This window comes from Bacillus sp. FSL K6-1560 (assembly GCF_038592935.1).
GTDB lineage: Bacteria > Bacillota > Bacilli > Bacillales > Bacillaceae > Bacillus > Bacillus subtilis.
Window position 1 is genome coordinate 1,391,949 of record NZ_CP151946.1, and the last position, 26,161, is coordinate 1,418,109.

The 26,161-nt window shown below is 44.7% G+C and carries 32 protein-coding genes and 1 pseudogene; 23 read left to right on the forward strand and 10 right to left on the reverse strand.

Going from position 1 to position 26,161, the window contains the following annotated elements:
- Positions 1-339 carry a ribosomal-processing cysteine protease Prp gene (locus tag NYE22_RS07445; protein ID WP_003229669.1) on the forward strand — a complete coding sequence of 113 codons (339 nt, stop codon included), beginning with the start codon at positions 1-3 and terminating at the stop codon, positions 337-339.
- A 12-nt stretch (positions 340-351) separates the two neighbouring features.
- Positions 352-636 carry a 50S ribosomal protein L27 gene (gene rpmA / locus NYE22_RS07450; protein WP_003222623.1) on the forward strand — a complete coding sequence of 95 codons (285 nt, stop codon included), beginning with the start codon at positions 352-354 and terminating at the stop codon, positions 634-636.
- 120 nt (positions 637-756) lie between these two features.
- Here the strand turns inward: rpmA and NYE22_RS07455 are convergent, their stop codons facing one another.
- On the reverse strand, positions 757-879 hold the full coding sequence (locus tag NYE22_RS07455; RefSeq protein WP_003229671.1) for a hypothetical protein: 123 nt from the start codon (positions 877-879) through the stop codon (positions 757-759).
- A gap of 77 nt (positions 880-956) precedes the next feature.
- On the opposite strand from NYE22_RS07455, the gene spo0B reads away from it, so the two are divergent.
- From spo0B to pheA, 4 genes are read left to right on the forward strand one after another with little or no spacing between them, the layout of a single operon-like run.
- The gene (spo0B, locus tag NYE22_RS07460) at positions 957-1,535 is read left to right on the forward strand and encodes a sporulation initiation phosphotransferase Sop0B (protein WP_004399131.1); all 579 of its coding nucleotides are present in this window, start codon (positions 957-959) and stop codon (positions 1,533-1,535) included.
- A gap of 33 nt (positions 1,536-1,568) precedes the next feature.
- A complete protein-coding gene (gene obgE / locus NYE22_RS07465; protein WP_003229675.1) occupies positions 1,569-2,855 on the forward strand; it encodes a GTPase ObgE in 1,287 nt (428 codons plus the stop codon).
- A gap of 60 nt (positions 2,856-2,915) precedes the next feature.
- Positions 2,916-3,359, forward strand: a complete 444-nt coding sequence (gene thrR, locus NYE22_RS07470; protein ID WP_003222630.1) for a transcriptional regulator ThrR — start codon at positions 2,916-2,918, stop codon at positions 3,357-3,359.
- Positions 3,360-3,375: 16 nt separating this feature from the next.
- Positions 3,376-4,233, forward strand: a complete 858-nt coding sequence (gene pheA / locus NYE22_RS07475) for a prephenate dehydratase (protein WP_342412428.1) — start codon at positions 3,376-3,378, stop codon at positions 4,231-4,233.
- A gap of 23 nt (positions 4,234-4,256) precedes the next feature.
- Here the strand turns inward: pheA and NYE22_RS07480 are convergent, their stop codons facing one another.
- Complete coding sequence (locus NYE22_RS07480; protein ID WP_004398582.1) at positions 4,257-4,799, reverse strand: transcription repressor NadR; 543 nt, start codon at positions 4,797-4,799, stop codon at positions 4,257-4,259.
- On the reverse strand, positions 4,759-5,946 hold the full coding sequence (gene nifS / locus NYE22_RS07485; RefSeq protein WP_041850179.1) for a cysteine desulfurase NifS: 1,188 nt from the start codon (positions 5,944-5,946) through the stop codon (positions 4,759-4,761). The genes NYE22_RS07480 and nifS overlap by 41 nt, the downstream gene beginning before the upstream one ends.
- 102 nt (positions 5,947-6,048) lie before the next feature.
- On the opposite strand from nifS, the gene nadB reads away from it, so the two are divergent.
- The 6 genes from nadB to NYE22_RS07515 all read left to right on the forward strand — a co-directional run bounded on the left by nadB (position 6,049) and on the right by NYE22_RS07515 (position 12,409).
- Positions 6,049-7,644 carry an L-aspartate oxidase gene (nadB, locus tag NYE22_RS07490; RefSeq protein ID WP_041850178.1) on the forward strand — a complete coding sequence of 532 codons (1,596 nt, stop codon included), beginning with the start codon at positions 6,049-6,051 and terminating at the stop codon, positions 7,642-7,644.
- Positions 7,598-8,467: a carboxylating nicotinate-nucleotide diphosphorylase gene (gene nadC / locus NYE22_RS07495; protein ID WP_144500663.1), complete on the forward strand. Its 870-nt coding sequence runs from the start codon at positions 7,598-7,600 to the stop codon at positions 8,465-8,467. The genes nadB and nadC overlap by 47 nt, the downstream gene beginning before the upstream one ends.
- Positions 8,454-9,560, forward strand: coding sequence for a quinolinate synthase NadA (gene nadA, locus NYE22_RS07500; RefSeq protein ID WP_161986234.1), 1,107 nt, complete (start codon positions 8,454-8,456; stop codon positions 9,558-9,560). The genes nadC and nadA overlap by 14 nt, the downstream gene beginning before the upstream one ends.
- A gap of 116 nt (positions 9,561-9,676) precedes the next feature.
- Complete coding sequence (gene safA, locus NYE22_RS07505; RefSeq protein ID WP_021480233.1) at positions 9,677-10,840, forward strand: spore coat assembly protein SafA; 1,164 nt, start codon at positions 9,677-9,679, stop codon at positions 10,838-10,840.
- Positions 10,841-10,987: 147 nt separating this feature from the next.
- On the forward strand, positions 10,988-11,584 hold the full coding sequence (gene sgpA, locus NYE22_RS07510; RefSeq protein WP_032726308.1) for a spore germination protein SgpA: 597 nt from the start codon (positions 10,988-10,990) through the stop codon (positions 11,582-11,584).
- A 102-nt stretch (positions 11,585-11,686) separates the two neighbouring features.
- The gene (locus NYE22_RS07515; protein WP_015714449.1) at positions 11,687-12,409 is read left to right on the forward strand and encodes a YebC/PmpR family DNA-binding transcriptional regulator; all 723 of its coding nucleotides are present in this window, start codon (positions 11,687-11,689) and stop codon (positions 12,407-12,409) included.
- Positions 12,410-12,449: 40 nt separating this feature from the next.
- Here the strand turns inward: NYE22_RS07515 and NYE22_RS07520 are convergent, their stop codons facing one another.
- The 4 genes and pseudogenes from NYE22_RS07520 to NYE22_RS07535 all read right to left on the reverse strand — a co-directional run.
- On the reverse strand, positions 12,450-13,904 hold the full coding sequence (locus tag NYE22_RS07520) for an alanine/glycine:cation symporter family protein (protein WP_342412429.1): 1,455 nt from the start codon (positions 13,902-13,904) through the stop codon (positions 12,450-12,452).
- Between the two features lie 163 nt (positions 13,905-14,067).
- The gene (locus NYE22_RS07525) at positions 14,068-14,208 is read right to left on the reverse strand and encodes a hypothetical protein (protein ID WP_134991400.1); all 141 of its coding nucleotides are present in this window, start codon (positions 14,206-14,208) and stop codon (positions 14,068-14,070) included.
- 6 nt (positions 14,209-14,214) lie between these two features.
- Positions 14,215-14,583 carry a DUF5412 family protein gene (locus NYE22_RS07530; RefSeq protein ID WP_277710422.1) on the reverse strand — a complete coding sequence of 123 codons (369 nt, stop codon included), beginning with the start codon at positions 14,581-14,583 and terminating at the stop codon, positions 14,215-14,217.
- A 3-nt stretch (positions 14,584-14,586) separates the two neighbouring features.
- Positions 14,587-14,661 (reverse strand): annotated as a pseudogene (locus tag NYE22_RS07535) (hypothetical protein); the annotation flags it as partial.
- A gap of 84 nt (positions 14,662-14,745) precedes the next feature.
- Here NYE22_RS07535 and NYE22_RS07540 point away from each other — a divergent pair.
- Positions 14,746-14,868: a hypothetical protein gene (locus NYE22_RS07540; RefSeq protein WP_342412430.1), complete on the forward strand. Its 123-nt coding sequence runs from the start codon at positions 14,746-14,748 to the stop codon at positions 14,866-14,868.
- Between the two features lie 45 nt (positions 14,869-14,913).
- On the opposite strand, the gene NYE22_RS07545 is transcribed toward NYE22_RS07540, so the two are convergent.
- Positions 14,914-15,561 (reverse strand): phosphotransferase, encoded by a 648-nt coding sequence (locus NYE22_RS07545; protein ID WP_003246159.1) that lies wholly within the window; start codon positions 15,559-15,561, stop codon positions 14,914-14,916.
- Between the two features lie 237 nt (positions 15,562-15,798).
- On the opposite strand from NYE22_RS07545, the gene iolG reads away from it, so the two are divergent.
- The 9 genes from iolG (at position 15,799) to yajC (ending at position 23,247) form a co-directional block, all read left to right on the forward strand.
- Complete coding sequence (iolG, locus tag NYE22_RS07550; protein ID WP_342412431.1) at positions 15,799-16,824, forward strand: inositol 2-dehydrogenase; 1,026 nt, start codon at positions 15,799-15,801, stop codon at positions 16,822-16,824.
- Positions 16,825-16,894: 70 nt separating this feature from the next.
- Complete coding sequence (locus NYE22_RS07555; protein ID WP_064670977.1) at positions 16,895-18,202, forward strand: MFS transporter; 1,308 nt, start codon at positions 16,895-16,897, stop codon at positions 18,200-18,202.
- A gap of 47 nt (positions 18,203-18,249) precedes the next feature.
- Entirely contained in the window at positions 18,250-18,762 is a 513-nt protein-coding gene (gene bofC / locus NYE22_RS07560) for a sporulation cell-cell signaling protein BofC (RefSeq protein ID WP_003229715.1), read from the forward strand.
- Positions 18,763-18,900: 138 nt separating this feature from the next.
- On the forward strand, positions 18,901-19,506 hold the full coding sequence (ruvA, locus tag NYE22_RS07565) for a Holliday junction branch migration protein RuvA (RefSeq protein WP_003229717.1): 606 nt from the start codon (positions 18,901-18,903) through the stop codon (positions 19,504-19,506).
- Between the two features lie 10 nt (positions 19,507-19,516).
- Positions 19,517-20,521, forward strand: coding sequence for a Holliday junction branch migration DNA helicase RuvB (gene ruvB / locus NYE22_RS07570; protein ID WP_003229718.1), 1,005 nt, complete (start codon positions 19,517-19,519; stop codon positions 20,519-20,521).
- Positions 20,514-20,714: a DUF2905 domain-containing protein gene (locus NYE22_RS07575; protein WP_326227519.1), complete on the forward strand. Its 201-nt coding sequence runs from the start codon at positions 20,514-20,516 to the stop codon at positions 20,712-20,714. The genes ruvB and NYE22_RS07575 overlap by 8 nt, the downstream gene beginning before the upstream one ends.
- 29 nt (positions 20,715-20,743) lie before the next feature.
- The gene (gene queA / locus NYE22_RS07580) at positions 20,744-21,772 is read left to right on the forward strand and encodes a tRNA preQ1(34) S-adenosylmethionine ribosyltransferase-isomerase QueA (protein ID WP_003229723.1); all 1,029 of its coding nucleotides are present in this window, start codon (positions 20,744-20,746) and stop codon (positions 21,770-21,772) included.
- 26 nt (positions 21,773-21,798) lie between these two features.
- Entirely contained in the window at positions 21,799-22,944 is a 1,146-nt protein-coding gene (tgt, locus tag NYE22_RS07585; RefSeq protein WP_003229725.1) for a tRNA guanosine(34) transglycosylase Tgt, read from the forward strand.
- Between the two features lie 36 nt (positions 22,945-22,980).
- A complete protein-coding gene (gene yajC, locus NYE22_RS07590; protein ID WP_004398708.1) occupies positions 22,981-23,247 on the forward strand; it encodes a preprotein translocase subunit YajC in 267 nt (88 codons plus the stop codon).
- 56 nt (positions 23,248-23,303) lie between these two features.
- Here yajC and NYE22_RS07595 read toward each other — a convergent pair whose 3' ends face one another.
- Positions 23,304-23,693, reverse strand: coding sequence for a TIGR04086 family membrane protein (locus NYE22_RS07595; RefSeq protein ID WP_014477528.1), 390 nt, complete (start codon positions 23,691-23,693; stop codon positions 23,304-23,306).
- 197 nt (positions 23,694-23,890) lie between these two features.
- Between NYE22_RS07595 and NYE22_RS07600 the strand changes: the two genes are divergently transcribed.
- Positions 23,891-24,547: a DUF421 domain-containing protein gene (locus NYE22_RS07600; RefSeq protein WP_144531199.1), complete on the forward strand. Its 657-nt coding sequence runs from the start codon at positions 23,891-23,893 to the stop codon at positions 24,545-24,547.
- Between the two features lie 3 nt (positions 24,548-24,550).
- Here NYE22_RS07600 and spoVB read toward each other — a convergent pair whose 3' ends face one another.
- Positions 24,551-26,107, reverse strand: a complete 1,557-nt coding sequence (gene spoVB / locus NYE22_RS07605) for a stage V sporulation protein B (protein ID WP_014480435.1) — start codon at positions 26,105-26,107, stop codon at positions 24,551-24,553.
- Positions 26,108-26,161 lie beyond the last annotated feature (54 nt).

The following is a 26,161-nucleotide window of genomic DNA, read 5'->3' on the forward strand; positions in this document are numbered from 1 at the left end:
ATGATTCAGGCAACAATCAGAAGGTCTCATGATAAAGGCATATTGTCTTTTGAAATGACGGGCCATGCGAATTTTGCTGAACATGGACAAGATCTTGTTTGTGCCGGAGTGACAGCCGTTGTGTTTGGAGCCGTTAACGCGGTCATTGTGCTCGCGGGCTTCGAGCCGCTTCTTGATATAGGGGAGGACGGGGGTTATTTTTATTTTGAATTCCCTGAATCTCTTGATCCAGAGGCACGCCAAAAAGCTCAGCTGCTGATTGAAGGCATGATTGTTTCGCTGGAGACAATCGAACGGGATTACAAAGACAACTTGCGTGTGACCACAAACATAATATAGGAGGTGAGCTACATGCTTAGATTAGATCTTCAGTTTTTCGCTTCTAAAAAAGGAGTAGGTTCTACAAAGAACGGACGTGACTCTGAGGCTAAACGTTTAGGTGCTAAACGTGCTGACGGTCAATTCGTAACAGGCGGTTCTATCCTTTACCGTCAACGCGGAACAAAAATTTACCCAGGTGAAAACGTGGGCCGCGGCGGAGATGACACTCTATTTGCGAAAATCGACGGAACTGTTAAATTCGAACGTTTCGGCCGTGACCGCAAAAAAGTGAGCGTATATCCTGTAGCTCAATAATGATTCAAAAAACTCCGGTCGATGATGACTGGAGTTTTTTTTGCAATATGCGGAGTAAACACCTAGAATGAAATGCAGAGTATGTGCGAGCAGACCCCGCCAAGAATGAGAATAAACATCTCAAACCCACTGGATATGTTCCCCAAGCAGTAATACATAAAATGTTCTGCCTGGCTGCAAATCAACCAAAGCCAGAAAAAAGGAACATGATATTTCTGGGAAAAACAATTGTTTTTCTAACAAAGCCTTCTCTGTTATAATTCATAATACACACTTATACAGACTCCTAAATAAGAAATTAAATGATTGGGAGTGCGAAAATGAAGGATGTTTCAAAAAATCAAGAAGAAAATATAAGCGACACGGCATTAACAAACGAACTGATTCATCTGCTTGGCCATTCCCGGCATGATTGGATGAATAAGCTGCAGCTGATTAAAGGAAACTTAAGCTTACAGAAGTATGACCGTGTCTTTGAAATGATTGAAGAAATGGTTATAGACGCAAAGCACGAATCAAAGCTCTCAAACCTGAAAACACCGCATTTGGCGTTTGATTTTCTTACGTTTAATTGGAAAACCCATTATATGACGCTTGAATATGAAGTACTCGGAGAAATTAAGGATTTGTCGGCTTATGATCAAAAGCTGGCGAAACTGATGAGAAAGCTGTTTCATCTGTTTGATCAAGCAGTCAGCAGAGAGAGTGAAAATCATTTAACGGTTTCGCTTCAAACGGATCATCCTGACAGACAGCTGATTCTGTACCTTGATTTTCACGGCGCCTTTGCCGATCCATCTGCTTTTGATGATATTCGGCAGAATGGATATGAGGACGTTGATATCATGCGTTTTGAAATCACGAGTCACGAATGTCTGATTGAAATTGGGTTGGACTAGCGGAGTTTTTAACGGTTTAGAACGGAGGACATTATGTTTGTAGATCAGGTCAAAGTATATGTAAAAGGCGGCGACGGCGGCAACGGTATGGTTGCGTTTCGCCGTGAAAAATATGTGCCGAAAGGCGGCCCTGCCGGCGGTGACGGAGGAAAGGGAGGAGACGTCGTTTTTGAAGTAGATGAAGGTCTCCGCACCCTGATGGATTTTAGATACAAAAAACACTTTAAAGCGATTCGCGGCGAGCATGGCATGTCCAAAAACCAGCACGGGCGAAATGCTGATGATATGGTCATTAAAGTTCCGCCAGGCACCGTTGTGACAGACGATGATACAAAACAGGTCATCGCTGATTTAACAGAGCACGGACAGCGGGCTGTCATTGCAAGAGGCGGAAGAGGCGGAAGAGGGAATAGCCGCTTTGCTACACCGGCTAATCCCGCGCCTCAGCTTTCAGAAAACGGCGAGCCGGGAAAAGAACGCTACATTGTTCTTGAATTAAAAGTGCTTGCAGATGTCGGACTTGTCGGGTTCCCGAGTGTGGGAAAATCTACTTTGCTGTCTGTTGTCTCATCTGCAAAACCGAAAATTGCGGACTATCACTTTACAACGCTTGTCCCGAATCTCGGCATGGTTGAAACGGATGACGGACGCAGCTTTGTCATGGCCGATTTGCCGGGGCTGATTGAAGGCGCACACCAAGGCGTCGGACTGGGCCACCAGTTTTTGCGCCATATTGAACGGACGAGGGTTATTGTTCACGTCATTGACATGTCAGGCTTAGAAGGCCGCGATCCGTATGAGGATTATCTTACGATTAACCAGGAGCTGAGCGAGTACAATCTGCGTCTCACCGAGCGTCCGCAAATTATCGTTGCAAATAAAATGGACATGCCGGAGGCTGCGGAAAATCTCGAAGCCTTTAAAGAAAAGCTGACGGATGATTATCCGGTATTCCCGATCAGTGCGGTGACAAGAGAAGGTCTGCGTGAGCTTCTGTTTGAGGTTGCCAATCAGCTTGAGAACACACCGGAATTCCCGCTGTATGACGAGGAAGAGCTTACACAAAACCGTGTCATGTACACGATGGAAAATGAAGAAGTGCCATTTAACATTACACGCGATCCAGACGGTGTATTTGTGCTTTCAGGAGACAGCCTTGAGCGGTTATTCAAGATGACTGATTTCTCACGTGATGAATCGGTTAAACGGTTTGCAAGACAGATGCGCGGAATGGGTGTTGATGAAGCACTCAGAGAACGCGGAGCCAAGGATGGAGATATAATCAGGCTTCTGGAATTTGAATTTGAATTTATTGATTAATGAATGTTGGCTGAAAAGAGAGCCTGGTGTCAGGCTCTCTATTTTAAAGGGGGGATGCAAATGAAAGAGGAGACATTTTATCTTGTCCGTGAAGATGTATTGCCCGATGCAATGAGAAAAACATTAGAAGTCAAAAAGCTGCTTGATCGAAAAAAAGCAGATTCAGTAGCAGATGCCGTTCAAAAGGTCGATTTAAGCAGAAGTGCGTTTTATAAATACAGGGATGCTGTTTTTCCATTCTACACCATGGTAAAAGAACAAATTATCACACTTTTCTTTCATTTAGAGGATAGGTCAGGTGCGTTATCTCAGCTTCTTCAGGCGGTAGCTGATTCTGGAAGCAACGTTCTTTCCATTCATCAGACCATTCCGCTTCAAGGCAGAGCAAATGTGACACTGTCTATCAGTACGTCGGCAATGGAAGAAGACATTCATACATTAATGAATAAGCTCAGGAAGTTTGATTTTGTAGAAAAGGTTGAAATATTAGGTTCAGGTGCATAAGGGAGAGAAAATCGTCATGAAAGTCGGTTATTTAGGTCCAGCAGCTACATTTACACATCTAGCAGTCAGTTCTTGTTTTCAAAACGGCGCCGAACATGTTGCTTACCGCACCATTCCGGAGTGTATAGATGCAGCCGTTGCAGGCGAAGTTGATTTTGCTTTTGTTCCTTTGGAAAATGCATTAGAAGGATCTGTTAATCTAACAATAGACTATTTAATACATGAAAAGCCTTTGCCAATCGTGGGTGAAATGACGTTGCCGATTCATCAGCACTTGCTCGTCCATCCCTCTAGAGAGAATGCATGGAAAGAGCTCGACAAAATTTACTCGCATTCACACGCGATTGCGCAATGCCATAAATTTCTTCATCGACATTTTCCTTCCGTTCCATATGAATACGCCAATTCTACCGGGGCGGCAGCAAAGTTTGTCAGTGACCATCCCGAGCTGAATATCGGGGTCATTGCCAATGATATGGCAGCTTCTACATACGAATTAAAAATCGTGAAACGGGATATACAGGACTATAGGGACAATCATACAAGATTTGTTATCCTGTCTCCTGATGAAAACATATCTTTTGAAGTGAATTCAAAATTGAGTTCTAGGCCCAAAACGACCTTAATGGTCATGCTGCCGCAGGATGATCAGTCCGGGGCGCTGCATAGAGTGCTGTCTGCATTTTCTTGGAGAAATTTAAACTTGTCAAAAATTGAGTCACGTCCGACTAAAACCGGATTAGGTCATTATTTCTTTATTATTGATATTGAGAAAGCGTTTGATGATGTATTGATCCCAGGAGCCATGCAGGAGCTTGAAGCGCTCGGCTGCAAAGTGAGGCTTCTGGGTGCATACCAGTCTTACCAATTATAAAAAAGCCCTCTAGAGGGCTTTTTTTAGTCTTTAATTAAAATGCCGGCTTCTTCGAGGGCTTGGCAGGCTTGATCGATGCGATGTTCATCAGGTGCTGTCAGTGTATGCAGGTGCACGCCGTCGGTCAGCTGTGATAAGTAGGCAGCATTCGTAGAATTGATTTTTTTGATGAAATGGCTAACTTCTTTCCGGGTGCCTACTTGGATGGCTGCAGTTAAATCTCCGTATACGGGATGCTCGATTTTTACGTCTTTTACTGTAACGCCTTCGTCGACGATGAGCTGCAGTTCCTCTTCTGTCCGTTCAGGACCGTGCAGACATGCTATGATTCTTTCTGCCTGCTGGTGCTGCTGAGCGGCTGCATCCATGTATACATACCCTTGGCTTGTGGCGATAATCGGTACATTTTTCGCTTTCAAGAGCGATATATCCTGTACAATAACCTGTCTTGAGACGTTCGCTTTTTTTGCGAGTTCTCCTCCTGTCAGCGGTGATTTAGATTCCTTCAGCCACAGAAGAAGCTGGTCACGCCTGTTGGCGCCCATTAGCTTTAATTCTTCGGTCAATATCAAATTCTCCTTTCTTTTGTTCCCAAAGCACTGTAAACGTATGTAATAACTGTTCCAGCTGTTCAGCTGTTGTATGCCTGCCAAAAGAGATGCGGATAAATTGCAGAGCTTCTTGTTCGGTTTTTCTTAATGCTTTCATTGTTTCAGACGGACCGTGGTAACCTGCAGAACAAGCGCTGCCGGTTGAAATGCAAATATTACTCCGATTACATTCTAACATAACATATTGTCCTTCAAATGAGTGAAAAAAACACCCTATAATATGCGGAAGACATTCTGCTTGCGAAGTCTCTGCCGCAAGGGTTACAGGGAGAGACCGAATACGGATTTGGTCTAGAAAGTAAGTTCTTAATGCCTCATTGCGGGATATCTGTTTTTCCATTTCGCTTACGATCAATTCTGCAGCGGCAGTGAAGGCACCGATCCCGGGAACATTTACGGTGCCGGCTCTGAATCCGTATTCATGAGTAGTCAGAGGATAAACTGGTTTCCAAGGGACATCCGGATGGATATAGACCGCCCCTACTCCTTTTGGACCGTGGATTTTATGGCTAGACATTGAGAGTGCATCTACTCCCAGATTTTTTGTATTGATCGGGATCTTTCCAAACGTTTGAACAGCGTCGCAATGAAGAAGAATCCCCTTATTGTGCAGGTATGAAGACAGGCGTTGAATGGGCTGAATGATCCCGGTTTCAGAATTTGCATGCTGAATAGATACAAGGCCTGTTTCCGGCCGGATATGGGCTAGTAATATTTCCTCGGTAATAAGCCCGTATTCATTCGGTTCAATGACTGTTACATCATATCCCTGCTGTTCCAAAAAAGCAGCGCAATTGTGAATGGACTGATGCTCCATGGCAGTTGTAATAAAATGTCTTTTCTTTTTTGGCAGGCCGTTTAGCAATGATTGAATGGCCAGAAAATTGGATTCAGTGCCGCCGCTTGTAAAATAGATGCCGCTTGCTTCTCCGCCAATGATGTTGGCGATTTTTTCACGGCAGTACTCCAGTATGTGCTTTGCTTTTCCTCCTGCATCATGCAGGCTGCTGGCATTTCCGTACATATCCATACTAAGCTTCTGATATACGGTAAGGGCTTCCTCACAAATAGGCGTTGTCGCTGCATAATCTAAATAAATCATCCGGTCTTCCTCCATCCGTTCTCCATAAAAAACTCTTGAGTTTATTTTATCCTTGTGTAAATATAGGTGTCAAGACAGGTGTAAACAACAGGAGGATGGCATATGTCTAAAAAGACGATTGCAGTCATCGGTTCAGGGGCGGCGGCACTTTCCTTAGCTGCAGCTTTCCCGCCCTCATACGAAGTGACTGTTATCACAAAAAAAAGCGTCAAAAACAGCAATTCTGTCTATGCACAAGGCGGGATTGCTGCGGCCTATGCAAAAGATGACTCGATTGAAGCCCATCTGGAGGATACGTTATACGCAGGGTGCGGCCATAATAATCTAGCTATTGCAGCAGACATTTTACATGATGGAAAAATGATGGTTCAAAGCCTATTGGAGCGTGGATTTCCATTCGACCGCAATGAACGAGGCGGTGTTTGTCTTGGAAAAGAAGGGGCCCACTCATACAACCGTATATTTCATGCAGGCGGAGACGCAACAGGCAGGCTGCTTATCGATTATTTGCTCAAACGGATCAACAGCAAAATCAAGTTAATCGAGAATGAAATGGCAGCAGATTTGCTTATAGAGGACGGACGATGTATCGGCGTCATGACAAAAGACAGCAAAGGGCGGCTCAAGGTAAGGCACGCAGACGAAGTTGTGCTGGCTGCCGGCGGCTGTGGAAACCTGTTTCTTCACCATACAAATGATCCTACTGTCACAGGTGACGGTCTTTCTCTGGCTTACCGGGCCGGGGCGGAATTAACGGATTTGGAGTTTACTCAGTTTCACCCGACACTGCTTGTGAAAAATGGTGTTTCCTACGGGCTTGTTTCAGAAGCTGTCAGAGGGGAAGGCGGATGTTTAGTAGACGAAAACGGCCGCAGGATTATGGCTGAACGGCATCCTTTAGGTGACCTGGCTCCAAGAGATATTGTCTCACGGGTTATTCACGAAGAAATGGCAAAAGGAAATCGCGTTTATATAGACTTCAGTGCGATTTCTGATTTTGAAACACGTTTCCCTACCATCACCGCTATTTGTGAAAAAGCAGAGGTTGATATTCAAAGCGGAAAAATTCCTGTTGCTCCGGGAATGCATTTCTTAATGGGAGGTGTTTCAGTTAATCGCTGGGGAGAAACGACAGTGCCGGGACTTTATGCGATTGGCGAGACAGCATGCTCCGGTTTACATGGAGCAAACCGGCTTGCAAGCAATTCTTTATTGGAAGCGCTGGTATTTGGAAAAAGGGCAGCAGAGCATATTATCCAAAAACCGGTTTATAACAGGCAATATCAATCAAGGTTAGAAACCAGTGTCGTCTACGAGGTGCCGGATATAGAGGTGCATGAACTGCAAAGCAAAATGACAAGCCACATGTCTATTCTGCGGGAACAAAGCAGTTTGATTGAGCTTAGCATCTGGCTTCATACGCTGCCTTTTCAGGAAGTAAATGTGAAGGATATCACAATTCGGCAGATGGAACTTTCTCATCTATGGCAAACTGCAAAGCTGATGACGTTTTCTGCGCTTTTGCGGGAGGAAAGCAGAGGGGCTCACTTCCGCACCGATTTTCCTCATGCTGAGGTGAGCTGGCAAGGAAGACAAATTGTTCATACAAAAAAAGGAACGAAGATCAGAAAAAACGAGGGGATTTGGAACAATGAATCATTTACAGCTGAAAAAATTACTGAATCACTTTTTTCTTGAGGATATTGGGACAGGGGATCTTACATCGCAGTCTATTTTTGGAGAACAGAGCTGTGAAGCGGAGATTGTTGCAAAGTCAGAGGGTATTTTTGCAGGAGCAGCGATCATAAAAGAAGGCTTTTCGTTATTGGACGAAAATGCTCAAATCATTTTGCACAAAAAAGATGGGGACATGTTGCATAAAGGTGAAGTGATTGCCGAGTTACACGGTCCCGCAGCTGCGCTCCTATCAGGAGAGCGGGTCGTATTAAATCTTATTCAGAGGCTGTCAGGAATTGCGACAATGACAAGAGAGGCTGTTCGGTGTCTGGATGATGAACAGATTAAAATTTGTGACACGAGAAAAACAACACCGGGGCTCAGAATGCTGGAGAAATATGCTGTCAGAGCCGGCGGCGGGTATAATCATCGATTCGGTTTGTATGACGGCATCATGATTAAAGATAATCATATCGCAGCATGCGGCTCTATTTTAGAGGCATGCAAAAAAGCCCGTCAGGCCGCAGGGCACATGGTAAATATCGAGGTGGAAATTGAAACGGAGGAACAGCTGCGGGAAGCAATTGCAGCTGGCGCGGATGTTATTATGTTTGACAACTGTCCGCCTGATACGGTCCGTCATTTTGCAAAGCTCACACCGGATCATATAAAAACTGAAGCCTCCGGCGGGATTACGTTAGAATCTTTGCCTGCTTTTAAAGGGACGGGTGTGAATTATATTTCATTAGGATTTCTGACTCATTCCGTCAAAAGTTTAGATATCAGCATGGATGTTACGTTATCAAATGAATCTGTGGAGGAATGCCGTTATGTCAATTCTTGATGTGATCAAACAATCGAATGATATGATGCCCGAAAGTTATAAAGAACTATCGAGAAAGGATATGGAAACGCGCGTTGCCGCCATTAAAAAAAAGTTCGGCAGCAGGCTCTTTATACCAGGCCATCATTATCAAAAGGATGAAGTGATACAATTTGCTGACCAAACAGGCGACTCCCTGCAATTGGCCCAAGTAGCGGAAAAAAACAAAGAAGCGGATTATATCGTATTTTGCGGCGTTCACTTTATGGCAGAAACCGCCGATATGCTGACAAGTGAGCGGCAAACGGTCGTCCTTCCAGATATGAGAGCTGGATGTTCTATGGCTGACATGGCTGACATGCAGCAGACCAATAGGGCATGGAAGAAGCTTCAGCATATATTTGGAGATACGATCATACCTTTAACTTATGTGAACTCCACTGCGGAGATCAAGGCATTCGTCGGAAAGCATGGCGGAGCAACTGTGACTTCTTCGAATGCGAAAAAAGTGCTTGAATGGGCGTTTACACAGAAAAAAAGAATTTTATTTTTGCCTGATCAGCATTTAGGGAGAAATACGGCTTATGATCTGGGCATTGCGCTTGAAGATATGGCTGTGTGGGATCCGATGAAAGATGAATTAGTAGCTGAATCCGGGCATACGAATGTGAAAGTGATTTTGTGGAAAGGGCATTGCTCTGTTCACGAGAAATTCACCACTAAAAATATCCATGATATGAGAGAGCGAGACCCCGACATTCAGATCATTGTGCACCCGGAATGTTCACACGAAGTCGTGACACTAAGCGATGATAACGGATCAACGAAATATATTATCGACACAATCAACCAGGCTCCGGTGGGAAGCAAGTGGGCAATCGGGACAGAAATGAATCTTGTTCAGCGGATCATTCACGAGCATCCAGATAAACAAATCGAATCACTTAACCCTGACATGTGCCCTTGCCTGACAATGAACCGAATTGATTTGCCGCATTTGTTGTGGTCGCTGGAACAAATTGAAAAAGGAGAACCTTCAGGCGTCATCAAGGTGCCAAAAGCCATTCAGGAAGATGCACTCCTTGCCCTGAATCGAATGCTTTCGATCACGTAGATCAGAAATATTTTCCCTTCCTTTACTCATAACTTCTTTTGTTCAGGCATATGTTGTGAAGAAACATATTGTAATCACAGCTGAACTGTTCACGTTTTGCATAGGAGGGGAAAACGTTGAAAATCCATATCGTTCAAAAAGGTGATTCGCTCTGGAAAATAGCTGAAAAGTACGGAGTCGATGTTGAGGAAGTGAAAAAACTCAATACACAGCTTAGCAATCCAGACTTAATCATGCCTGGAATGAAAATAAAAGTGCCGTCAGAAGGAGTCCCGGTCAGAAAAGAGCCAAAAGCGGGCAAAAGTCCTGCGGCCGGGAGTGTGAAGCAAGAACATCCATATGCGAAAGAGAAGCCTAAATCCGTTGTCGATGTAGAAGACACAAAGCCGAAAGAAAAGAAGTCCATGCCGTATGTCCCGCCGATGCCTAATTTGCAGGAAAATGTGTACCCTGAAGCTGATGTGAACGATTATTATGATATGAAACAGCTTTTCCAGCCTTGGTCGCCTCCTAAACCGGAGGAGCCGAAAAAACATCATGACGGAAATATGGATCATATGTATCATATGCAAGACCAATTTCCACAACAGGAGGCTATGAGTAATATGGAAAATGCAAATTATCCGAATATGCCTAATATGCCAAAGGCGCCAGAGGTAGGCGGTGTAGAAGAGGAAAACGTTCATCACACAGTTCCGAATATGCCGATGCCGGCTGTTCAGCCTTATTATCATTATCCGGCTCATTTCGTACCGTGTCCGGTGCCTGTTTCGCCAATTCTTCCAGGATCAGGATTATGCTATCCGTACTATCCGGCACAAGCTTATCCAATGCATCCGATGCATGGATACCAGCCAGGCTTTGTATCGCCTCAGTATGACCCGGGTTATGAAAACCAGCATCATGAAAACAGCCATCACGGACATTACGGTTCATACGGTGCGCCGCAATACGCATCTCCGGCTTATGGATCTCCGTATGGACATATGCCGTATGGCCCTTATTACGGCACTCCCCAAGTAATGGGAGCATACCAGCCTGCTGCGGCTCATGGTTACATGCCGTACAAAGATCATGACGACTGCGGCTGTGACGGTGATCATCAGCCATATTTCTCTGCGCCTGGCCATTCGGGAATGGGAGCTTACGGAAGCCCCAATATGCCATATGGCACAGCTAACCCAAATCCAAACCCATATTCGGCAGGAGTTTCTATGCCAATGACGAATCAGCCTTCTGTAAACCAAATGTTTGGCCGGCCGGAAGAAGAAAATGAGTGATCGTTCGGAACGATGTAAATCGTTCCTTTTTTTATTTTTAAGCAGATCACTGCCAAATGGAGAGAACTGACACGCTTAACATGCCCCCCATACGCACATGATAAAAGCGAGCAAACATGCTCAATTCGTCCACGGGGGGTTTTTCCATTGGGTAAAAAAATGACGATCGCTAGCCTGATTCTAATGACAGCCGGCTTAACAGCATGCGGAGCAAACGATAATGCTATGAATGATACGCGCAATAACGGCAATACCCGTCCAATCGGATATTATACAAATGAAAATGACGCCGATAGACAGGGAGACGGAGTCGACCACGATGGTCCTGTTTCTGAATTAATGGAGGATCAGAACGACGGTAACCGAAACACCACGAATGTAAATAACCGTGACCGTGTTACTGCTGACGATCGTGTTCCTTTGGCAACTGACGGAACATATAACAACACGAATAACCGAAACATGAATCGGAATGCAGCGAACAACGGGTATGACAACCAAGAAAACAGAAGACTGGCTGCAAAAATTGCCAACCGTGTGAAACAAGTGAAAAACGTCAATGACACACAAGTTATGGTATCGGATGATCGAGTAGTTATCGCAGTCAGAAGCCATAGAGAGTTCACAAAGTCTGACAGAGATAATGTCGTAAAAGCAGCGCGCAACTATGCAAATGGCCGTGATGTCCAGGTATCAACAGATAAAGGGCTGTTCAGAAAACTTCATAAAATGAACAACCGCTAGGAAGGAAGGGCTGCCGGAAGTGATATTCGGCAGCCTTTTTCTTTGCATCAGCGAACAATTCCCATTAAAGTGTACATAGAAAAAGTAAAAGAAGGTGAAAACATGGCAGGCCATTCCAAGTGGAAAAACATTCAAAAAAGAAAAAATGCACAGGATGCAAAGCGCGGCAAAATATTTATGAAGCTTGCAAAAGAAATCTATGTGGCAGCGAAAGAAGGCGGAGCGGATCCAGAAGCAAATTCAGCATTGCGTCTTGTCATCGAAAAAGCAAAAGGCGCCAATATGCCGAATGAAAATATAGATCGGGCCATTAAAAAAGCTGCGGGAGGCCAAGACGGAAGCAGCTATGAAGAAATCACCTATGAAGGCTACGGCCCTTCAGGGATTGCCGTCATGGTTGAATGCGTAACAGATAATAAAAACCGAACGGCGTCAAATGTGCGGACAGCCTTTAATAAAAATGGCGGAAGTCTGGGAGAAAGCGGATGTGTAGCCTTTTTATTTGAACGAAAGGGGTTCATTACGATAGACCGTACTGAACGGCAAATAGAAGAAGATGAGCTCATGCTTGATGTGCTTGAAGCAGGAGGAGAAGAGCTGCGAATTGAAGAAGACCTATATGAGGTTTTCACAGAGCCTGAGCATTTTGAAGAGGTGAAAACAGCCCTCGAATCGAAATATCCAATTTCTTCGGCGGAGGTGACCATGCTTCCCAATACCTATGCAGAAGCCGATGATCAGGCTGTTGAGAAGCTGGAAACATTAATAGACATCCTTGAAGATGACGATGATGTTCAAGAAGTGTATACAAACTATCGCTCATAAAAAACCGGCCCGATGTCATATCGGGCCGGTTTTAGTATGTTCAGGAGACACGTTCACTATCATGAGTGTATTCTTTCTCCCAGAAATCAGCGTTTTTGATACCCAGCGCTTTTGGATCAAAGACCGGGTCTAAGCCCTGCTTCTTTTGGCGCTCATAATCCTTTAAAGCAAGAAGCACCGGTTTGGCAAGCAGCACAATGGCAATGACGTTCAGCCATACCATAATGCCAAGCCCTGCATCCCCTAATGCCCAAGCAAGTGAAGCTGTTTTCACAGTACCATAGAACGTGGCGGCTAAAATAATCAGTTTTAAGCCAAGCATCGCCCATTTGCTTTCTCTGCCTCGTGCTAAATAGGCGATATTTGTTTCTGCGATGTAGTAATACGCCATAATTGTTGTAAAAGCGAAGAAGAATAAAGCGATGGCAACAAAGCCTGCACCGAATCCGGGAAGAACACTGTCAATTGCCGCTTGTGTGAAACCAGGTCCTGCTTCTACGCCTTTAAGCTGGTGAACGATAAAGGAACCATCTGCAGCCTGGGTATTGTACATGCCGGTAAACAAGATCATGAAAGCTGTAGCGGAACATACAAACAAGGTGTCAATATAAACAGAAAATGCCTGAACCAGTCCCTGCTTGACCGGATGAGAAACCTCTGCAGCAGCTGCCGGATGCGGGCCTGTTCCCTGGCCGGCTTCGTTTGAGTAAATGCCACGTTTAACGCCCCAGGAAATCGCCATGCCGATCAAGCCGCCAAAAGCGGAATCCAATGCAAAGGCGCTTTTGAATATTAATGAGATCACAGCAGGCAATTCAGACACATTCATGACAATAATAATCAAAGACAGCAGGATATATCCAATGGCCATAAATGGAACAATCATTTGCGCCGCATTGGCAATTCGTTTGACGCCGCCAAAAATAATGAACCCTAATAATAAAACCAGACCACACCCTGTGACGAAAGGAGAGATGCCGAATGCATTTTGGATCCCAGCCGCAATGGAGTTGGACTGTACGCCCGGCATTAGAAAGGCCATTGCAATAAGGGCAGCAGCGGCAAATAAGACGGCAAACCACTTAATGCCTAAGCCTTTTTCTATATAATAAGCAGGGCCGCCCCGATATTGACCGTCTTGTTTCACTTTGTAAATTTGAGCAAGCGTTGATTCTACAAAGGCACTCGCCGCCCCGATAAAGGCAATCGCCCACATCCAGAACACTGCACCGGGTCCGCCGAATGCAATTGCTGTCGCCACTCCCGCGATGTTTCCTGTGCCCACACGGCCGGACAGCGCAATCGATAACGCTTGGAAAGATGAAACGCCGGCTTCAGAGCTCTTGCCTTTGAACATCTGAACAATCATTTCTTTTAAATGTCGGACTTGTAAAAAACGGGTCATAATTGAAAAGGCGAATCCAATTCCCAATAAAATATAAATGACGGGCGTACTCCATAAGACCGCATTCAAACTAGCAACAAAATCTGCCATCAAGCTTCCCCCTCACTTCAAATTCGAATACATGTATAAAAAGGATTTTGGTCTAATCGAACTATTTCTACAATCGATTTGTCACATTATATGACCTGTAATTATCAATAAGAAGAGGAAGGGAAAAAGAAAAAACGCGGCGTATCGACTACGCTGCGTTTTTCTACAGAGGCAAACTTATGGCAATTGTTATAAAATCCTTCAGCAACAAATAGCCTAGTTCAGTCAAACCGTATATAAAGGATAAAGCAATCACAAAATGATTGAAATGCTTTTCATCATTTGTTCTGTTCATCTTATTCATGTTTCATCACCTCCCTGACGCCTGCGGCGGTTCTTCACGGATCCAATGATCATCTTTTCGCCAATCATACGTTTCATCAGTATCAATATGTAAAGTCTGATTGCCGATTTTCACTGTATTGTGATTGACCCACGTCACTGCTGGGCGGCTGTCCGGGTAATTCCAGTAGATTGTTCTCTTGACAAGTGTTTTTTCATTTACAAGTTCACCTCTGGCTGCATCTAAGCTCAAGGTGTTTTCGGATACATAAGTGTTTAACGTATAGCTGCCGTCCGGCGATTCAACAGATTGGACGAGATTGCCTTTCGGAACGTTTTTTAGTGAAAATAACATCCAATAGATGGCGCCGCCGAAGAAGACCAGCAGGGCAAACATAATAAGCGGGATGTTGCTGCGTGTCTTAATGTGACTCTCTCCCTTTTTTTCTCTCATTTTACTATATATCGGATTCATATGATCTTTACATTTCTTTAAAATTACCTTAATAAAGCAATGATAAGATGAAATAAAGCCAATAAAGGGTGAGGGGAGACAGAAATGGAAAAAACGTATTGTCATTCCGGCGAGAAGGACCCAGAAGCGGTCTACTTAACTGTGAGAGGCTATCGAATTAAGCTGTCGCCTGAACAAATGAGACTGATTTCTGCCGTCAGAAAGTAAAAAATACATGATAAAGGCAGCCGCTTGTGCGGCTGCCTTTTTGATTTAAGAATATTTTCTTTTCCGCTGTGCGAAATGCTTTTGAAACCAATCTTTCTTATATAAAAATGCGATGATCTCCAGCCAAAAACCCGGAATCTTTTTGGGGAATATCGGTTTTTTGTAGAGTGCATGATATGCGGATTTTAAGTCGTCCCACTGCGTGCATGTTTTTGTTTGCTCAAATCTCGCAACATCAATCACCCGCACCGCCCCGGTTTCTGTCAATATCAGATTCCGCAAATGAATATCTGACGGGTTCAGTCCGGCTGCCCGGGCGTCAGAAAGCGCTTCTTCAACCTGCTGAATCATGTCATCACTGATTGCAATGCCTTTCTTCAGACAGTTATAAAAGGTTTCACCTTTAATATATTCCATGAGAATAAATGAATCGCCAGTTTCGTAAATGTCAGGATAGAATGCGGACCCGGCTAATTTTTCATAGATCGCTGCTTCTTTGACTGCTGTCGCTTGATATTCCGGAAAAAATACTTTCAGCGCCATTTTTCGACCGCCTTCTGTTAAGGCAAACACATAGGCGCTTCTTCCCTTGCCGATTAGTGTTAATTCCTCGGATTTCTCTTTGACTTTATCAAATCTGCTGTTCTTGCGGTATATGACGGTATGGGCCAGTGCCTCTGCTTTTGTCAGCATTTCATTCACCTTCTTTGCTCTATTTTATGCAGCTGTTTATAGGAAAATCATAAACTGTTCAGGAAAAAGAGCCTAATTCTAGTGTATCTGGTCTTGAAGAAGAAGGCTACTTATAAGCATGAATTGTGATAAAAGAGACATAGAACGTTTAATTTCCATTCTTGAAAAGCGCTTACAAATGGGATAGTATTAATTTTAAATAAAGCGCTTTCGTGAATGATCAAGGGGGAAGAAGCCATGACAAAACAGATTGTGACAGGGATTATCGGTGCAGGCCGCATCGGCAAACTTCATGTTCAAAATATAAGCCGGATTCCTCACATGAAAATAAAAGCAGTCTCTGACATTCAGGCAAGCCGTATAAAAAGCTGGGCCGACAGTCATCAGATTGAATACATAACCTCTGATTATCGTGATTTATTACATGATCCTGATATTGATGCTATTTTTATTTGCTCTCCTACAGCCGTCCATTCACAGATGATCAAAGAAGCAGCCGAGGCGAAAAAGCATATATTTTGTGAGAAGCCCGTTAGTTTCTCTCTGGACGAAACGAGTGAAGCGCTTGCGGCTGTCCGGAAACACGGTGTAACACTTCAAGTCGGATTTAACCGCCGCTTTGATCCTCATTTTAAGAAAATCAAAACGATTGTTGAAAATGGTGAAATTGGTACACCTCATTTATTAAAAATCACGTCCCGGGACCCAGAACCCCCGAATATAGATTATGTCCGTACGTCAGGCGGATTGTTTATGGATATGTCGATCCATGATTTTGATATGGCCAGATATATTATGGGAAGCGAAGTGACGGAAGTGTATGCCAAAGGGGCGGCTTTGGTGAATCCTTCTTTTGCGGAGCTGGGTGATATTGATACAGCTGTTATTACATTGACTTTTGAAAACGGTGCCATGGCTGTGATTGATAACAGCCGCCAAGCTGTGTACGGATATGACCAGCGGGTTGAGGTTTTCGGGACGAAAGGCTCTGCAGCGGCTGACAATAGCAGGCCGACAACGGTTGAGGTGTCAACAGCTGATTTTGTGATGAAGGATAAACCGCATTTCTTTTTCCTTGAACGCTATAAGGATTCATATGAGGAGGAGATTCTCCGTTTTGCAGAAGCGATCGGCACAAACCAGGAGACTCCCTGCACCGGCAATGACGGTTTACAGGCCGGAAGGATCGCCAGAGCAGCACAGCAATCGCTTGCTTTTGGCATGCCTGTCAGCATTGAGCACACTGAAAAAATCGCTTTTTAATCTAACAGGATTACAATTCAGCAAGCTTGGGTATATACTCCATTGATACTTTAAGTAGGCGGTGGAGAAAATGAATACAGTACATGCTAAAGGAAATGTTTTGAACAAAATCGGAATTCCTTCTCACATGGTTTGGGGTTATATTGGCGTTGTCATCTTTATGGTTGGAGACGGCCTCGAACAAGGCTGGCTGTCTCCTTTTCTCGTTGATCATGGTCTCAGTATGCAGCAATCCGCATCGTTATTTACCATGTACGGCATTGCTGTCACCATCTCAGCTTGGCTTTCAGGAACGTTTGTCCAAACTTGGGGGCCGAGAAAAACGATGACTGTCGGATTGCTTGCATTTATCCTCGGTTCGGCCGCTTTTATCGGCTGGGCGATTCCTCATATGTATTATCCGGCTCTCTTGGGCAGCTATGCTCTTAGAGGCTTGGGATATCCGCTGTTTGCATACTCTTTTCTCGTATGGGTGTCATACAGCACCTCTCAAAATATTCTCGGCAAAGCCGTCGGCTGGTTTTGGTTTATGTTTACGTGCGGCCTTAACGTGCTCGGCCCGTTCTATTCCAGCTATGCAGTTCCGGCCTTTGGAGAAATCAATACGCTTTGGAGCGCTTTACTGTTTGTGGCGGCAGGCGGAATTCTTGCCTTATTTTTTAACAAAGATAAATTTACTCCGATACAAAAACAAGATCAGCCGAAATGGAAAGAACTGTCGAAGGCATTTACGATTATGTTTGAAAACCCAAAGGTAGGCATCGGCGGAGTGGTCAAGACGATTAATGCGATAGGACAATTTGGATTTGCCATCTTTCTTCCTACTTATTTAGCAGGATACGGGTATTCGGTTTCGGAATGGCTGCAAATATGGGGGACGCTGTTTTTTGTGAATATTGTGTTTAATATCATTTTCGGTGCAGTCGGAGATAGACTTGGCTGGCGCAATACGGTCATGTGGTTTGGCGGTGTCGGATGCGGTATTTTTACGCTGGCGCTGTATTACACGCCTCAGCTGATCGGGCATCAGTATTGGGTGCTCATGATTATCGCCTGCTGCTACGGCGCGGCTTTAGCAGGGTACGTTCCATTAAGCGCGCTTTTGCCGACGCTTGCACCTGATAATAAAGGTGCTGCCATGTCAGTGTTGAATTTGGGATCTGGTTTATGTGCGTTTATCGCGCCGGGCATCGTGAGTCTTTTCATTGGGCCGCTCGGTGCAGGCGGCGTGATTTGGATCTTTGCGGCATTGTATTTTTTCAGTGCCTTTCTGACGCGATTCTTGACAATTTCTGAGCAAAGCACAGATGTGTATACGGAGGAACGGTTTGTCAGGGAAAATGTGCAGACAAATTTTGATAAAACGGTTAAGCAGTAGCCTCTTTGGTCAAACTAATCATAAACGTGTGCAAAGAGGTGTAGAGGGTGAAACGATTCAGCACGGCGTATCTTTTGCTGGGCATTCTTTGCTCAGCGGCAGTATTTTTAATAGGAGCTCCTTCCCGCGCACTTGGCGCGGAAGTGGAGCACTATGAGCCGCTGCAGGTGCATGTGCAGCTTGAAAAGGTGTATTTGGACGGCGATGTCAGCATTGAGCATAAGCATGAAAAAGTGTTTTCTATGGATGATTTTTGGGCAGCTTATGCCGGGTGGACGCTTGTGGAACAAAAAAAGGGATATGTGCTCTTCCGGAAGCAAATGGACGATATTTCTCCGCTCAGCAAGGTCAACGGGTATATCGGTGTATCGGATAATGGAGTGATTTCCACTTTTCATGGGCGGCCTGAGCCAGCTTCCGAACCAATTCAGTCTTTTTTTCAAATTGATTTAGAAAGGCTGGAAAGCCATATGCAAAAAAATCTGCTGAAAGGCATTCCATTTCGGACAAAAGCGGAGTTTGAGGATGTCATCGAACATATGAAGACATACAGCGGGTAACGTCCGCTGATTGAAGACATGTATTCATGTCTTTTTTTTCGTGAAAGAATGAGAGAGAAGCGAACATATGTTAACTTTTCTATAAGACTTTGGCTGTTTTTATGGTACAATGAAGAACAGTCAAAGAGGTGAATTTGCGTGATTGAATTTGTTAAAGGGACGATTGATTATGTATCTCCCCAATATATTGTCATAGAGAACGGCGGCATCGGCTATCAGATTTTCACGCCGAATCCGTTTATATATAAGGAGAGAAGCCAAGAAACGATTTTTACATACCATCATATCAGAGAGGATGCTTTTTCGCTTTACGGTTTTTCAACAAGAGAGGAGAAGGCGCTCTTTACAAAGCTGTTAAACGTGACTGGAATTGGCCCGAAAGGAGCACTTGCCATCTTGGGCTCGGGTGATCCCGGAGCGGTCATCCAAGCAATTGAAAATGAGGATGAAGCTTTTTTGGTCAAGTTTCCTGGAGTAGGAAAGAAAACCGCACGCCAGATTATTCTAGATTTAAAAGGAAAGCTGGCAGATGTTGTGCCTGAAATGATTGAAAATCTGTTTAATCATGAAGAACGGCTTGAAAAGCAAACAGCGGAAACGGCTCTTGAAGAAGCACTTGAAGCCCTCAGGGTTCTCGGATATGCTGAAAAAGAAATCAAAAAGGTGCTTCCTCACCTTAAAGAAGAAATTGGGCTGACAACAGACCAATATGTGAAAAAAGCATTACAAAAACTATTAAAGTAAGGTGATGTTCATGGATGAACGGCTCGTCTCAAGTGAAGCAGACAACCATGAATCAGTGATAGAGCAAAGCCTGAGGCCGCAAAATCTGGCACAGTATATCGGGCAGCATAAGGTAAAAGAAAATTTGCGCGTGTTTATAGATGCGGCGAAAATGAGACAGGAGACGCTGGATCATGTTCTTCTGTACGGGCCGCCCGGACTCGGAAAAACAACGCTTGCTTCGATTGTTGCTAATGAAATGGGAGTGGAATTGCGGACGACATCAGGGCCTGCGATTGAAAGGCCTGGTGATTTGGCTGCTATATTAACGGCGCTGGAACCGGGAGATGTATTATTTATTGATGAAATACATAGGCTGCACAGATCGATCGAAGAGGTGCTTTATCCTGCAATGGAAGACTTTTGCCTGGACATTGTGATTGGCAAAGGCCCATCTGCCCGCTCGGTTCGCCTCGACCTTCCGCCTTTTACGCTGGTGGGAGCCACGACGAGGGTGGGGCTTTTGACGGCTCCTTTAAGAGACAGATTCGGCGTAATGTCTCGCCTTGAGTACTATACACAAGAAGAACTGGCGGATATTGTCACAAGAACCGCTGATGTATTCGAGGTTGAGATTGATAAACCGTCGGCTCTTGAAATTGCAAGAAGATCGAGAGGGACGCCCCGCGTGGCGAACCGCCTGCTGAGAAGGGTGCGCGATTTCGCCCAAGTGCTGGGTGACAGCAGGATTACGGAAGACATTTCTCAGAATGCGCTGGAGCGGCTTCAGGTTGACCGCCTCGGTTTGGATCATATTGATCATAAGCTGCTGATGGGCATGATCGAAAAATTCAACGGCGGCCCAGTAGGCCTTGATACGATTTCAGCTACCATCGGCGAGGAATCGCATACGATTGAAGACGTATATGAACCATATCTGCTGCAAATTGGATTTATACAAAGAACGCCGCGTGGAAGGATCGTGACACCGGCCGTTTATCATCATTTCCAAATGGAGGCTCCCCGATATGACTGAATTTCCTAAGATCATTATGATTATTGGTGCTGTTTTGCTTATTATCGGAGCAGTTTTGCATTTTGTCGGCAAGATGCCGGGAGATATTTTTGTGAAAAAAGGAAATGTCACGTTTTTCTTCCCGGTTGTCACTTGTATTATTATAAGTGTGGTATTATCAATTTTGCTTAATCTTTTTGGCAGAATGAAATAACAAAAGACTAGAATAAAGGTGAAATCATCATGAAAGTCGATTTATTTGATTTTGAACTACCAGAACGTTTAATTGCACAAGTACCGTTGGAGCAGCGTGATGCTTCAAGGCTGATGGTGCTCGATAAACATACAGGAGAGCTTACTGACAGCTCGTTTAAACACATTATCAGCTTCTTTAACGAAGGCGATTGTCTAGTCCTGAACAATACCCGGGTACTGCCTGCGCGGTTATTCGGCACAAAAGAGGATACCGGCGCGAAAGTGGAACTTCTTTTGTTGAAACAGGAAACCGGTGATAAATGGGAAACACTTGCCAAACCGGCGAAACGGGTGAAAAAAGGAACTGTTGTCACATTTGGAGACGGAAGATTGAAGGCAATCTGCACGGAAGAGCTTGAGCACGGCGGCAGAAAGATGGAATTTCAATATGACGGTATTTTCTACGAGGTGCTTGAATCCCTTGGAGAGATGCCGCTCCCTCCATATATCAAAGAACAGCTTGATGACAAAGAGCGCTACCAGACAGTGTATTCAAAAGAAATCGGCTCTGCTGCTGCGCCTACAGCTGGCCTTCACTTCACGGAAGAAATCTTACAGCAGCTGAAAGACAAAGGCGTGCAAATTGAGTTCATCACACTGCACGTAGGCCTTGGAACGTTTCGCCCTGTGAGTGCCGATGAAGTGGAAGAGCATAATATGCATGCAGAGTTTTATCAAATGTCAGAAGAAACGGCTGCAGCCTTAAACAAAGTAAGAGAAAATGGCGGTCGGATCATTTCTGTCGGCACGACCTCGACACGCACGCTTGAGACGATTGCCGGGGAACATGACGGGCAATTTAAAGCATCAAGCGGCTGGACATCTATTTTTATTTATCCGGGCTATGAATTTAAAGCCATTGACGGAATGATTACAAACTTCCATTTGCCGAAATCGTCATTGATTATGCTGGTCAGCGCGCTTGCTGGAAGAGAAAACATTCTGCGTGCCTATAACCATGCAGTGGAAGAGGAATACCGTTTCTTCAGCTTCGGAGACGCGATGCTGATTATATAATTTGAGAACAGGAGGCCTCATCAAAAGTGGCTGAACAACCAATACGCTATGAATTTATAAAAGAATGCAAACAAACAGGAGCGCGGCTGGGCAAAGTGCATACGCCTCACGGCTCCTTCGAAACGCCGGTTTTTATGCCGGTCGGCACACTGGCGACAGTCAAAACAATGTCGCCTGAAGAGCTGAAAGCAATGGATGCAGGCATCATTTTGAGCAACACTTATCATCTATGGCTTCGTCCGGGCCAAGACATTGTCAAAGAAGCGGGCGGGCTCCATAAATTTATGAACTGGGACCGCGCAATTTTAACAGATTCAGGCGGTTTTCAGGTCTTTTCTTTAAGCAAGTTTCGTAATATAGAGGAAGAGGGTGTCCATTTCCGCAATCATCTAAATGGAGACAAGCTGTTTTTATCTCCGGAAAAAGCGATGGAGATCCAAAACGCACTCGGCTCTGATATTATGATGGCGTTTGACGAATGCCCGCCATACCCGGCGGAGTACGACTACATGAAGAGGTCAGTTGAACGGACAAGCCGCTGGGCGGAACGCTGCCTGAATGCCCACAATCGTCAGGATGAACAAGGGCTGTTTGGTATTGTACAAGGCGGAGAATATGAAGATCTGCGGACACAAAGTGCGAAGGACTTGATTTCGCTTGATTTTCCGGGATATGCTATAGGCGGATTGTCTGTAGGTGAACCGAAGGATGTCATGAACCGTGTACTCGAATTCACAACACCGCTCTTGCCGAAGGATAAACCGAGATATCTGATGGGAGTAGGTTCTCCGGACGCACTGATCGACGGAGCGATCCGCGGGGTCGATATGTTTGACTGTGTGCTGCCTACACGGATTGCAAGAAACGGCACAGTGTTTACTGCTGAAGGACGACTCAATATGAAAAATGCGAAATTTGAAAGAGACTTCCGTCCGATTGATGAAGAGTGTGATTGCTATACATGTAAAAACTACACTCGCGCGTACATTAGGCACTTGATTCGCTGCAATGAAACATTCGGCCTTCGATTAACAACTTACCATAACCTTCATTTTCTGTTACACTTAATGGAGCAGGTAAGACAGGCTATTCGCGAGGATCGTCTCGGTGATTTCAGAGAAGAGTTCTTTGAGCGTTACGGCTATAACAAGCCAAATGCGAAAAGCTTCTAAATAAACATAACAGGCTTACAGAAAGGGGTGAAAATGATGACTGGCACTTTAGGTACATTGGTTCCTATTATTTTAATGTTTGCGGTCCTTTACTTCTTGCTGATTCGTCCTCAGCAAAAGCAGCAAAAGGCTGTACGCCAAATGCAAGAGGAACTGAAAAAAGGCGATTCAGTAGTGACAATCGGGGGATTGCACGGTACTGTTGACTCTATCGACGAAAGCAAAGTCGTAATTAAGACTGGTGATAACACACGTCTTACGTTCGACCGCCGCGCGATCAGAGAAGTTTCTGCTGCTGAATAACAGCAGGAGCTATACATAGCAAACAAAAAAGAGCGGGCAAGTGAGCCCGCTCTTTTTTATGTGGAAGACCTGTTTCCCCTCATGTTCACGCCGAAAATCCCGCCCAGCATGCACACCCCTAAAAATCCCAGATGGAAGATCAGCTGTTCTGCTGTAAATGTCTTTCCGAATCCTAAATACTGAAACAATAAGATAATCAGAGAAAAACTTATGGCAGTCAATGCTCCAATCATCCAGCCTCTTTCCTTGCCTTTCCCGCCTGAAATGAACCCGCCGATAAATAAAGAGAGAAATGAGATAGCTGTGATCAGCCAGTTAAATGATGATTCTTCCAGCGAGGTTGCGGTCAATAAAAGTGAAACCGCCAAACTTGTCAGGAGCATGGCTGAAAATATGGCGATTAAGCCGTAAAGAATGCCTTTTCCAACTTGTTTCGTTTCCTCCATGATTGTCTCCTCTCTGCCTGTATTAAAAGGCTTCTGTTCTTTTTGTTCAAAACCGTCAGACATGCTGATGGCTCGTCTTTGTAAAAATGTATTCCCTTATCCCTTGAATTAGACGTAAAAGCTTTGTGAAATGCAATCGGTTTTTCTTACATAAATTGATCATTTTGTTGCAACCTATAATGAGTTGGAGGTGCATGATGGAAGAGCTTCTCACTATTGCGTTTCGCACAGTCGTATTGTATTTTGTGATATTGGTCATTTTTCGTTTCATGGGCAAACGGGAGATCGGAGAGCTTAGTATTTTAGATCTCGTTGTCTTTATCATGATGGCTGAAATTGCCGTTTTAGCCATAGAAAACGTAGACGATCATCTATTTCATACCATTTTGCCAATGCTTGTATTAATGATCATTCAAGTGACTTTGGCATACTTTTCTTTAAAAAACCGAAAAATCCGCCAGCTTCTTGACGGTAAGCCGACCATAATTATCAAATATGGAAAAATTGACGAAGAAGCCATGAAATCACAGCGATATAATTTTGATGATTTAATGGTTCAACTCAGAGAAAATAGCGTCGACAGAGTAGCTGACGTATCATTTGCCATATTAGAGCCGTCGGGCAAACTGACTATTGTAAAGAAAGAAAATAGCGGAGAGCATCGGCAGCTCGAAATGCCGCTCATTATAGACGGCTTCATTCAAACTGAAAACCTGTCCAGAATCAGTAAAGATAGAAAATGGCTGCTTGAAAGTTTGCAAAAACACGGATACACAAACCCTTCAGATATTTCATTTTGCTCGTTTACAGACGGAGAATTATTTATTGACGAAAAAGATGGGTACCGCACGTGACTATTATCGGATGATCAGACGTCCGATAATGGGAATGCGGCGAAGCTCATCTTTTTTAATTAAACGGAAAACGAGCAGGAGGATCATATAAATGGCGGCGCTCACCGCAATCCATCCGGCTAGATTGACAGCCTCAGATGCTCCAAAGCTTATATAATGTTTGATGGCGGAGCTGATGAATCCGCAAATTACAATAACAGCGAAGCTGAGCGCGTACTCCTTGATTTTGATGCTGATCGGCAGCACTTTGCTTACGGTTGCTGCGTGCAATAGCGTGACGAGCACCATGCCTGTCACAATGGCTAATGCCGCGCCCATAATGCCAAGAGAAGGCCTTGTGGCAAGGACAAAAATAAGGCCTGTTTTGACAAGCGCTCCGATTAAGCTGTTCATCATCGCAGCTCCTGCCAAATTAAGCGCCTGCAGCACAGCTTGAAGCGGGCCTTGGAAATAATAAAGCAGAAAAAACGGGGCCATCACTTTTATAAATACAGCTGCGCCTGAGGAACCGTACATCACTCTCATCAGCTCATCCGCAAATACAAATAAAATAACAACTGAAATGCCTCCGCTGAGCAGACAGAGACGCATCGCCTGTTCCAAGCGGTATTCCACCACCTGCAATTTTTTCTGCTCCATTCCTTCACTGATCGCAGGAACAAGTGCGGTCGACAAAGAATATGTAATAAAGCTGGGCAGAGTCAGCAGCGTCATGGCAAAGCCGGTCAGTTCCCCGTATTGCTTTGTTGCGGCAACTGTTGCCACACCGGCGATGGCAAGGCTTTGAGCGACGACGATTGGCTCGAAAAACCAAGAGAGGTTTCCGATAAAGCGGCTCCCAGTTGTTGGAAGGGACACGCTCATTAATTGGGTAAAGGTTTGTTTTCCGTTTTTAATTGACTGGAAAAAATGCTTTCTGATTTTAATTGTCTTTTTATACTTAAAGCAAACGAATAAATAAAGAAGTGATGCCAGCTCCCCTGCCACTGAGGATAGCATTGCCCCCGCTGCAGCATATTCAATTCCGTAAGGGAGAAAAATCGTTGTGCAGACAGCCACGAGTGAAATGCGGACGACCTGTTCAAGGACTTGTGACATAGCAAGCGGGTTCATATTCTGTTTTCCTTGAAAGTATCCCCTCAGCACACTCGATATAGCAATAATCGGCACAACAGGCGTAATGGCCAAGAGCGGATACAGTGTTCGCTTATCTGTCAGCATCGTTTCAGCCATAACCGGGGCGAAAAACAGAAACAGCGGTGTAAAGATGAGGCTGAGCACTCCCGTAATGGTCAGAGACATGACTAAAATATTTTTCGTTTTTTGATGATCTCCGCGCGCACTGGCTTCAGCGACTAGCTTGCTGATCGCGACCGGCAGACCGAATTGAGTTAATGTAGTGGCCAAGAAGAAGGTAGGCGCTGCCATCATGTAAAGCCCGACTCCTTCTTCACCGATAAAACGGGCGATAACCACCCGGTTGACAAACCCGAGCATTCTTGTAACCATTCCTGCTGCGATAAGGATAAGAGTGCCCTTTAAAAACGTCTGTTTCGCCATTTTTACCCCCTGCCTTCTCAAACTACCTGGAATCATATACAATAAAGATATGCG

Bases quoted from the DNA above. Each gene is read 5' to 3' on its own strand.
- NYE22_RS07445 (WP_003229669.1), top strand. From the start codon at position 1: ATGATTCAGGCAACAATCAGAAGGTCTCATGATAAAGGCATATTGTCT.
- rpmA (WP_003222623.1), top strand. From the start codon at position 352: ATGCTTAGATTAGATCTTCAGTTTTTCGCTTCTAAAAAAGGAGTAGGT.
- spo0B (WP_004399131.1), top strand. From the start codon at position 957: ATGAAGGATGTTTCAAAAAATCAAGAAGAAAATATAAGCGACACGGCA.
- obgE (WP_003229675.1), top strand. From the start codon at position 1,569: ATGTTTGTAGATCAGGTCAAAGTATATGTAAAAGGCGGCGACGGCGGC.
- thrR (WP_003222630.1), top strand. From the start codon at position 2,916: ATGAAAGAGGAGACATTTTATCTTGTCCGTGAAGATGTATTGCCCGAT.
- pheA (WP_342412428.1), top strand. From the start codon at position 3,376: ATGAAAGTCGGTTATTTAGGTCCAGCAGCTACATTTACACATCTAGCA.
- nifS (WP_041850179.1), bottom strand. From the start codon at position 5,946: ATGATTTATTTAGATTATGCAGCGACAACGCCTATTTGTGAGGAAGCC.
- nadB (WP_041850178.1), top strand. From the start codon at position 6,049: ATGTCTAAAAAGACGATTGCAGTCATCGGTTCAGGGGCGGCGGCACTT.
- nadC (WP_144500663.1), top strand. From the start codon at position 7,598: ATGAATCATTTACAGCTGAAAAAATTACTGAATCACTTTTTTCTTGAG.
- nadA (WP_161986234.1), top strand. From the start codon at position 8,454: ATGTCAATTCTTGATGTGATCAAACAATCGAATGATATGATGCCCGAA.
- NYE22_RS07515 (WP_015714449.1), top strand. From the start codon at position 11,687: ATGGCAGGCCATTCCAAGTGGAAAAACATTCAAAAAAGAAAAAATGCA.
- NYE22_RS07520 (WP_342412429.1), bottom strand. From the start codon at position 13,904: ATGGCAGATTTTGTTGCTAGTTTGAATGCGGTCTTATGGAGTACGCCC.
- NYE22_RS07525 (WP_134991400.1), bottom strand. From the start codon at position 14,208: ATGAATAAGATGAACAGAACAAATGATGAAAAGCATTTCAATCATTTT.
- NYE22_RS07530 (WP_277710422.1), bottom strand. From the start codon at position 14,583: ATGTTTGCCCTGCTGGTCTTCTTCGGCGGCGCCATCTATTGGATGTTA.
- NYE22_RS07540 (WP_342412430.1), top strand. From the start codon at position 14,746: ATGGAAAAAACGTATTGTCATTCCGGCGAGAAGGACCCAGAAGCGGTC.
- NYE22_RS07545 (WP_003246159.1), bottom strand. From the start codon at position 15,561: ATGCTGACAAAAGCAGAGGCACTGGCCCATACCGTCATATACCGCAAG.
- iolG (WP_342412431.1), top strand. From the start codon at position 15,799: ATGACAAAACAGATTGTGACAGGGATTATCGGTGCAGGCCGCATCGGC.
- NYE22_RS07555 (WP_064670977.1), top strand. From the start codon at position 16,895: ATGAATACAGTACATGCTAAAGGAAATGTTTTGAACAAAATCGGAATT.
- ruvB (WP_003229718.1), top strand. From the start codon at position 19,517: ATGGATGAACGGCTCGTCTCAAGTGAAGCAGACAACCATGAATCAGTG.
- NYE22_RS07575 (WP_326227519.1), top strand. From the start codon at position 20,514: ATGACTGAATTTCCTAAGATCATTATGATTATTGGTGCTGTTTTGCTT.
- queA (WP_003229723.1), top strand. From the start codon at position 20,744: ATGAAAGTCGATTTATTTGATTTTGAACTACCAGAACGTTTAATTGCA.
- yajC (WP_004398708.1), top strand. From the start codon at position 22,981: ATGACTGGCACTTTAGGTACATTGGTTCCTATTATTTTAATGTTTGCG.
- NYE22_RS07595 (WP_014477528.1), bottom strand. From the start codon at position 23,693: ATGGAGGAAACGAAACAAGTTGGAAAAGGCATTCTTTACGGCTTAATC.
- NYE22_RS07600 (WP_144531199.1), top strand. From the start codon at position 23,891: ATGGAAGAGCTTCTCACTATTGCGTTTCGCACAGTCGTATTGTATTTT.
- spoVB (WP_014480435.1), bottom strand. From the start codon at position 26,107: ATGGCGAAACAGACGTTTTTAAAGGGCACTCTTATCCTTATCGCAGCA.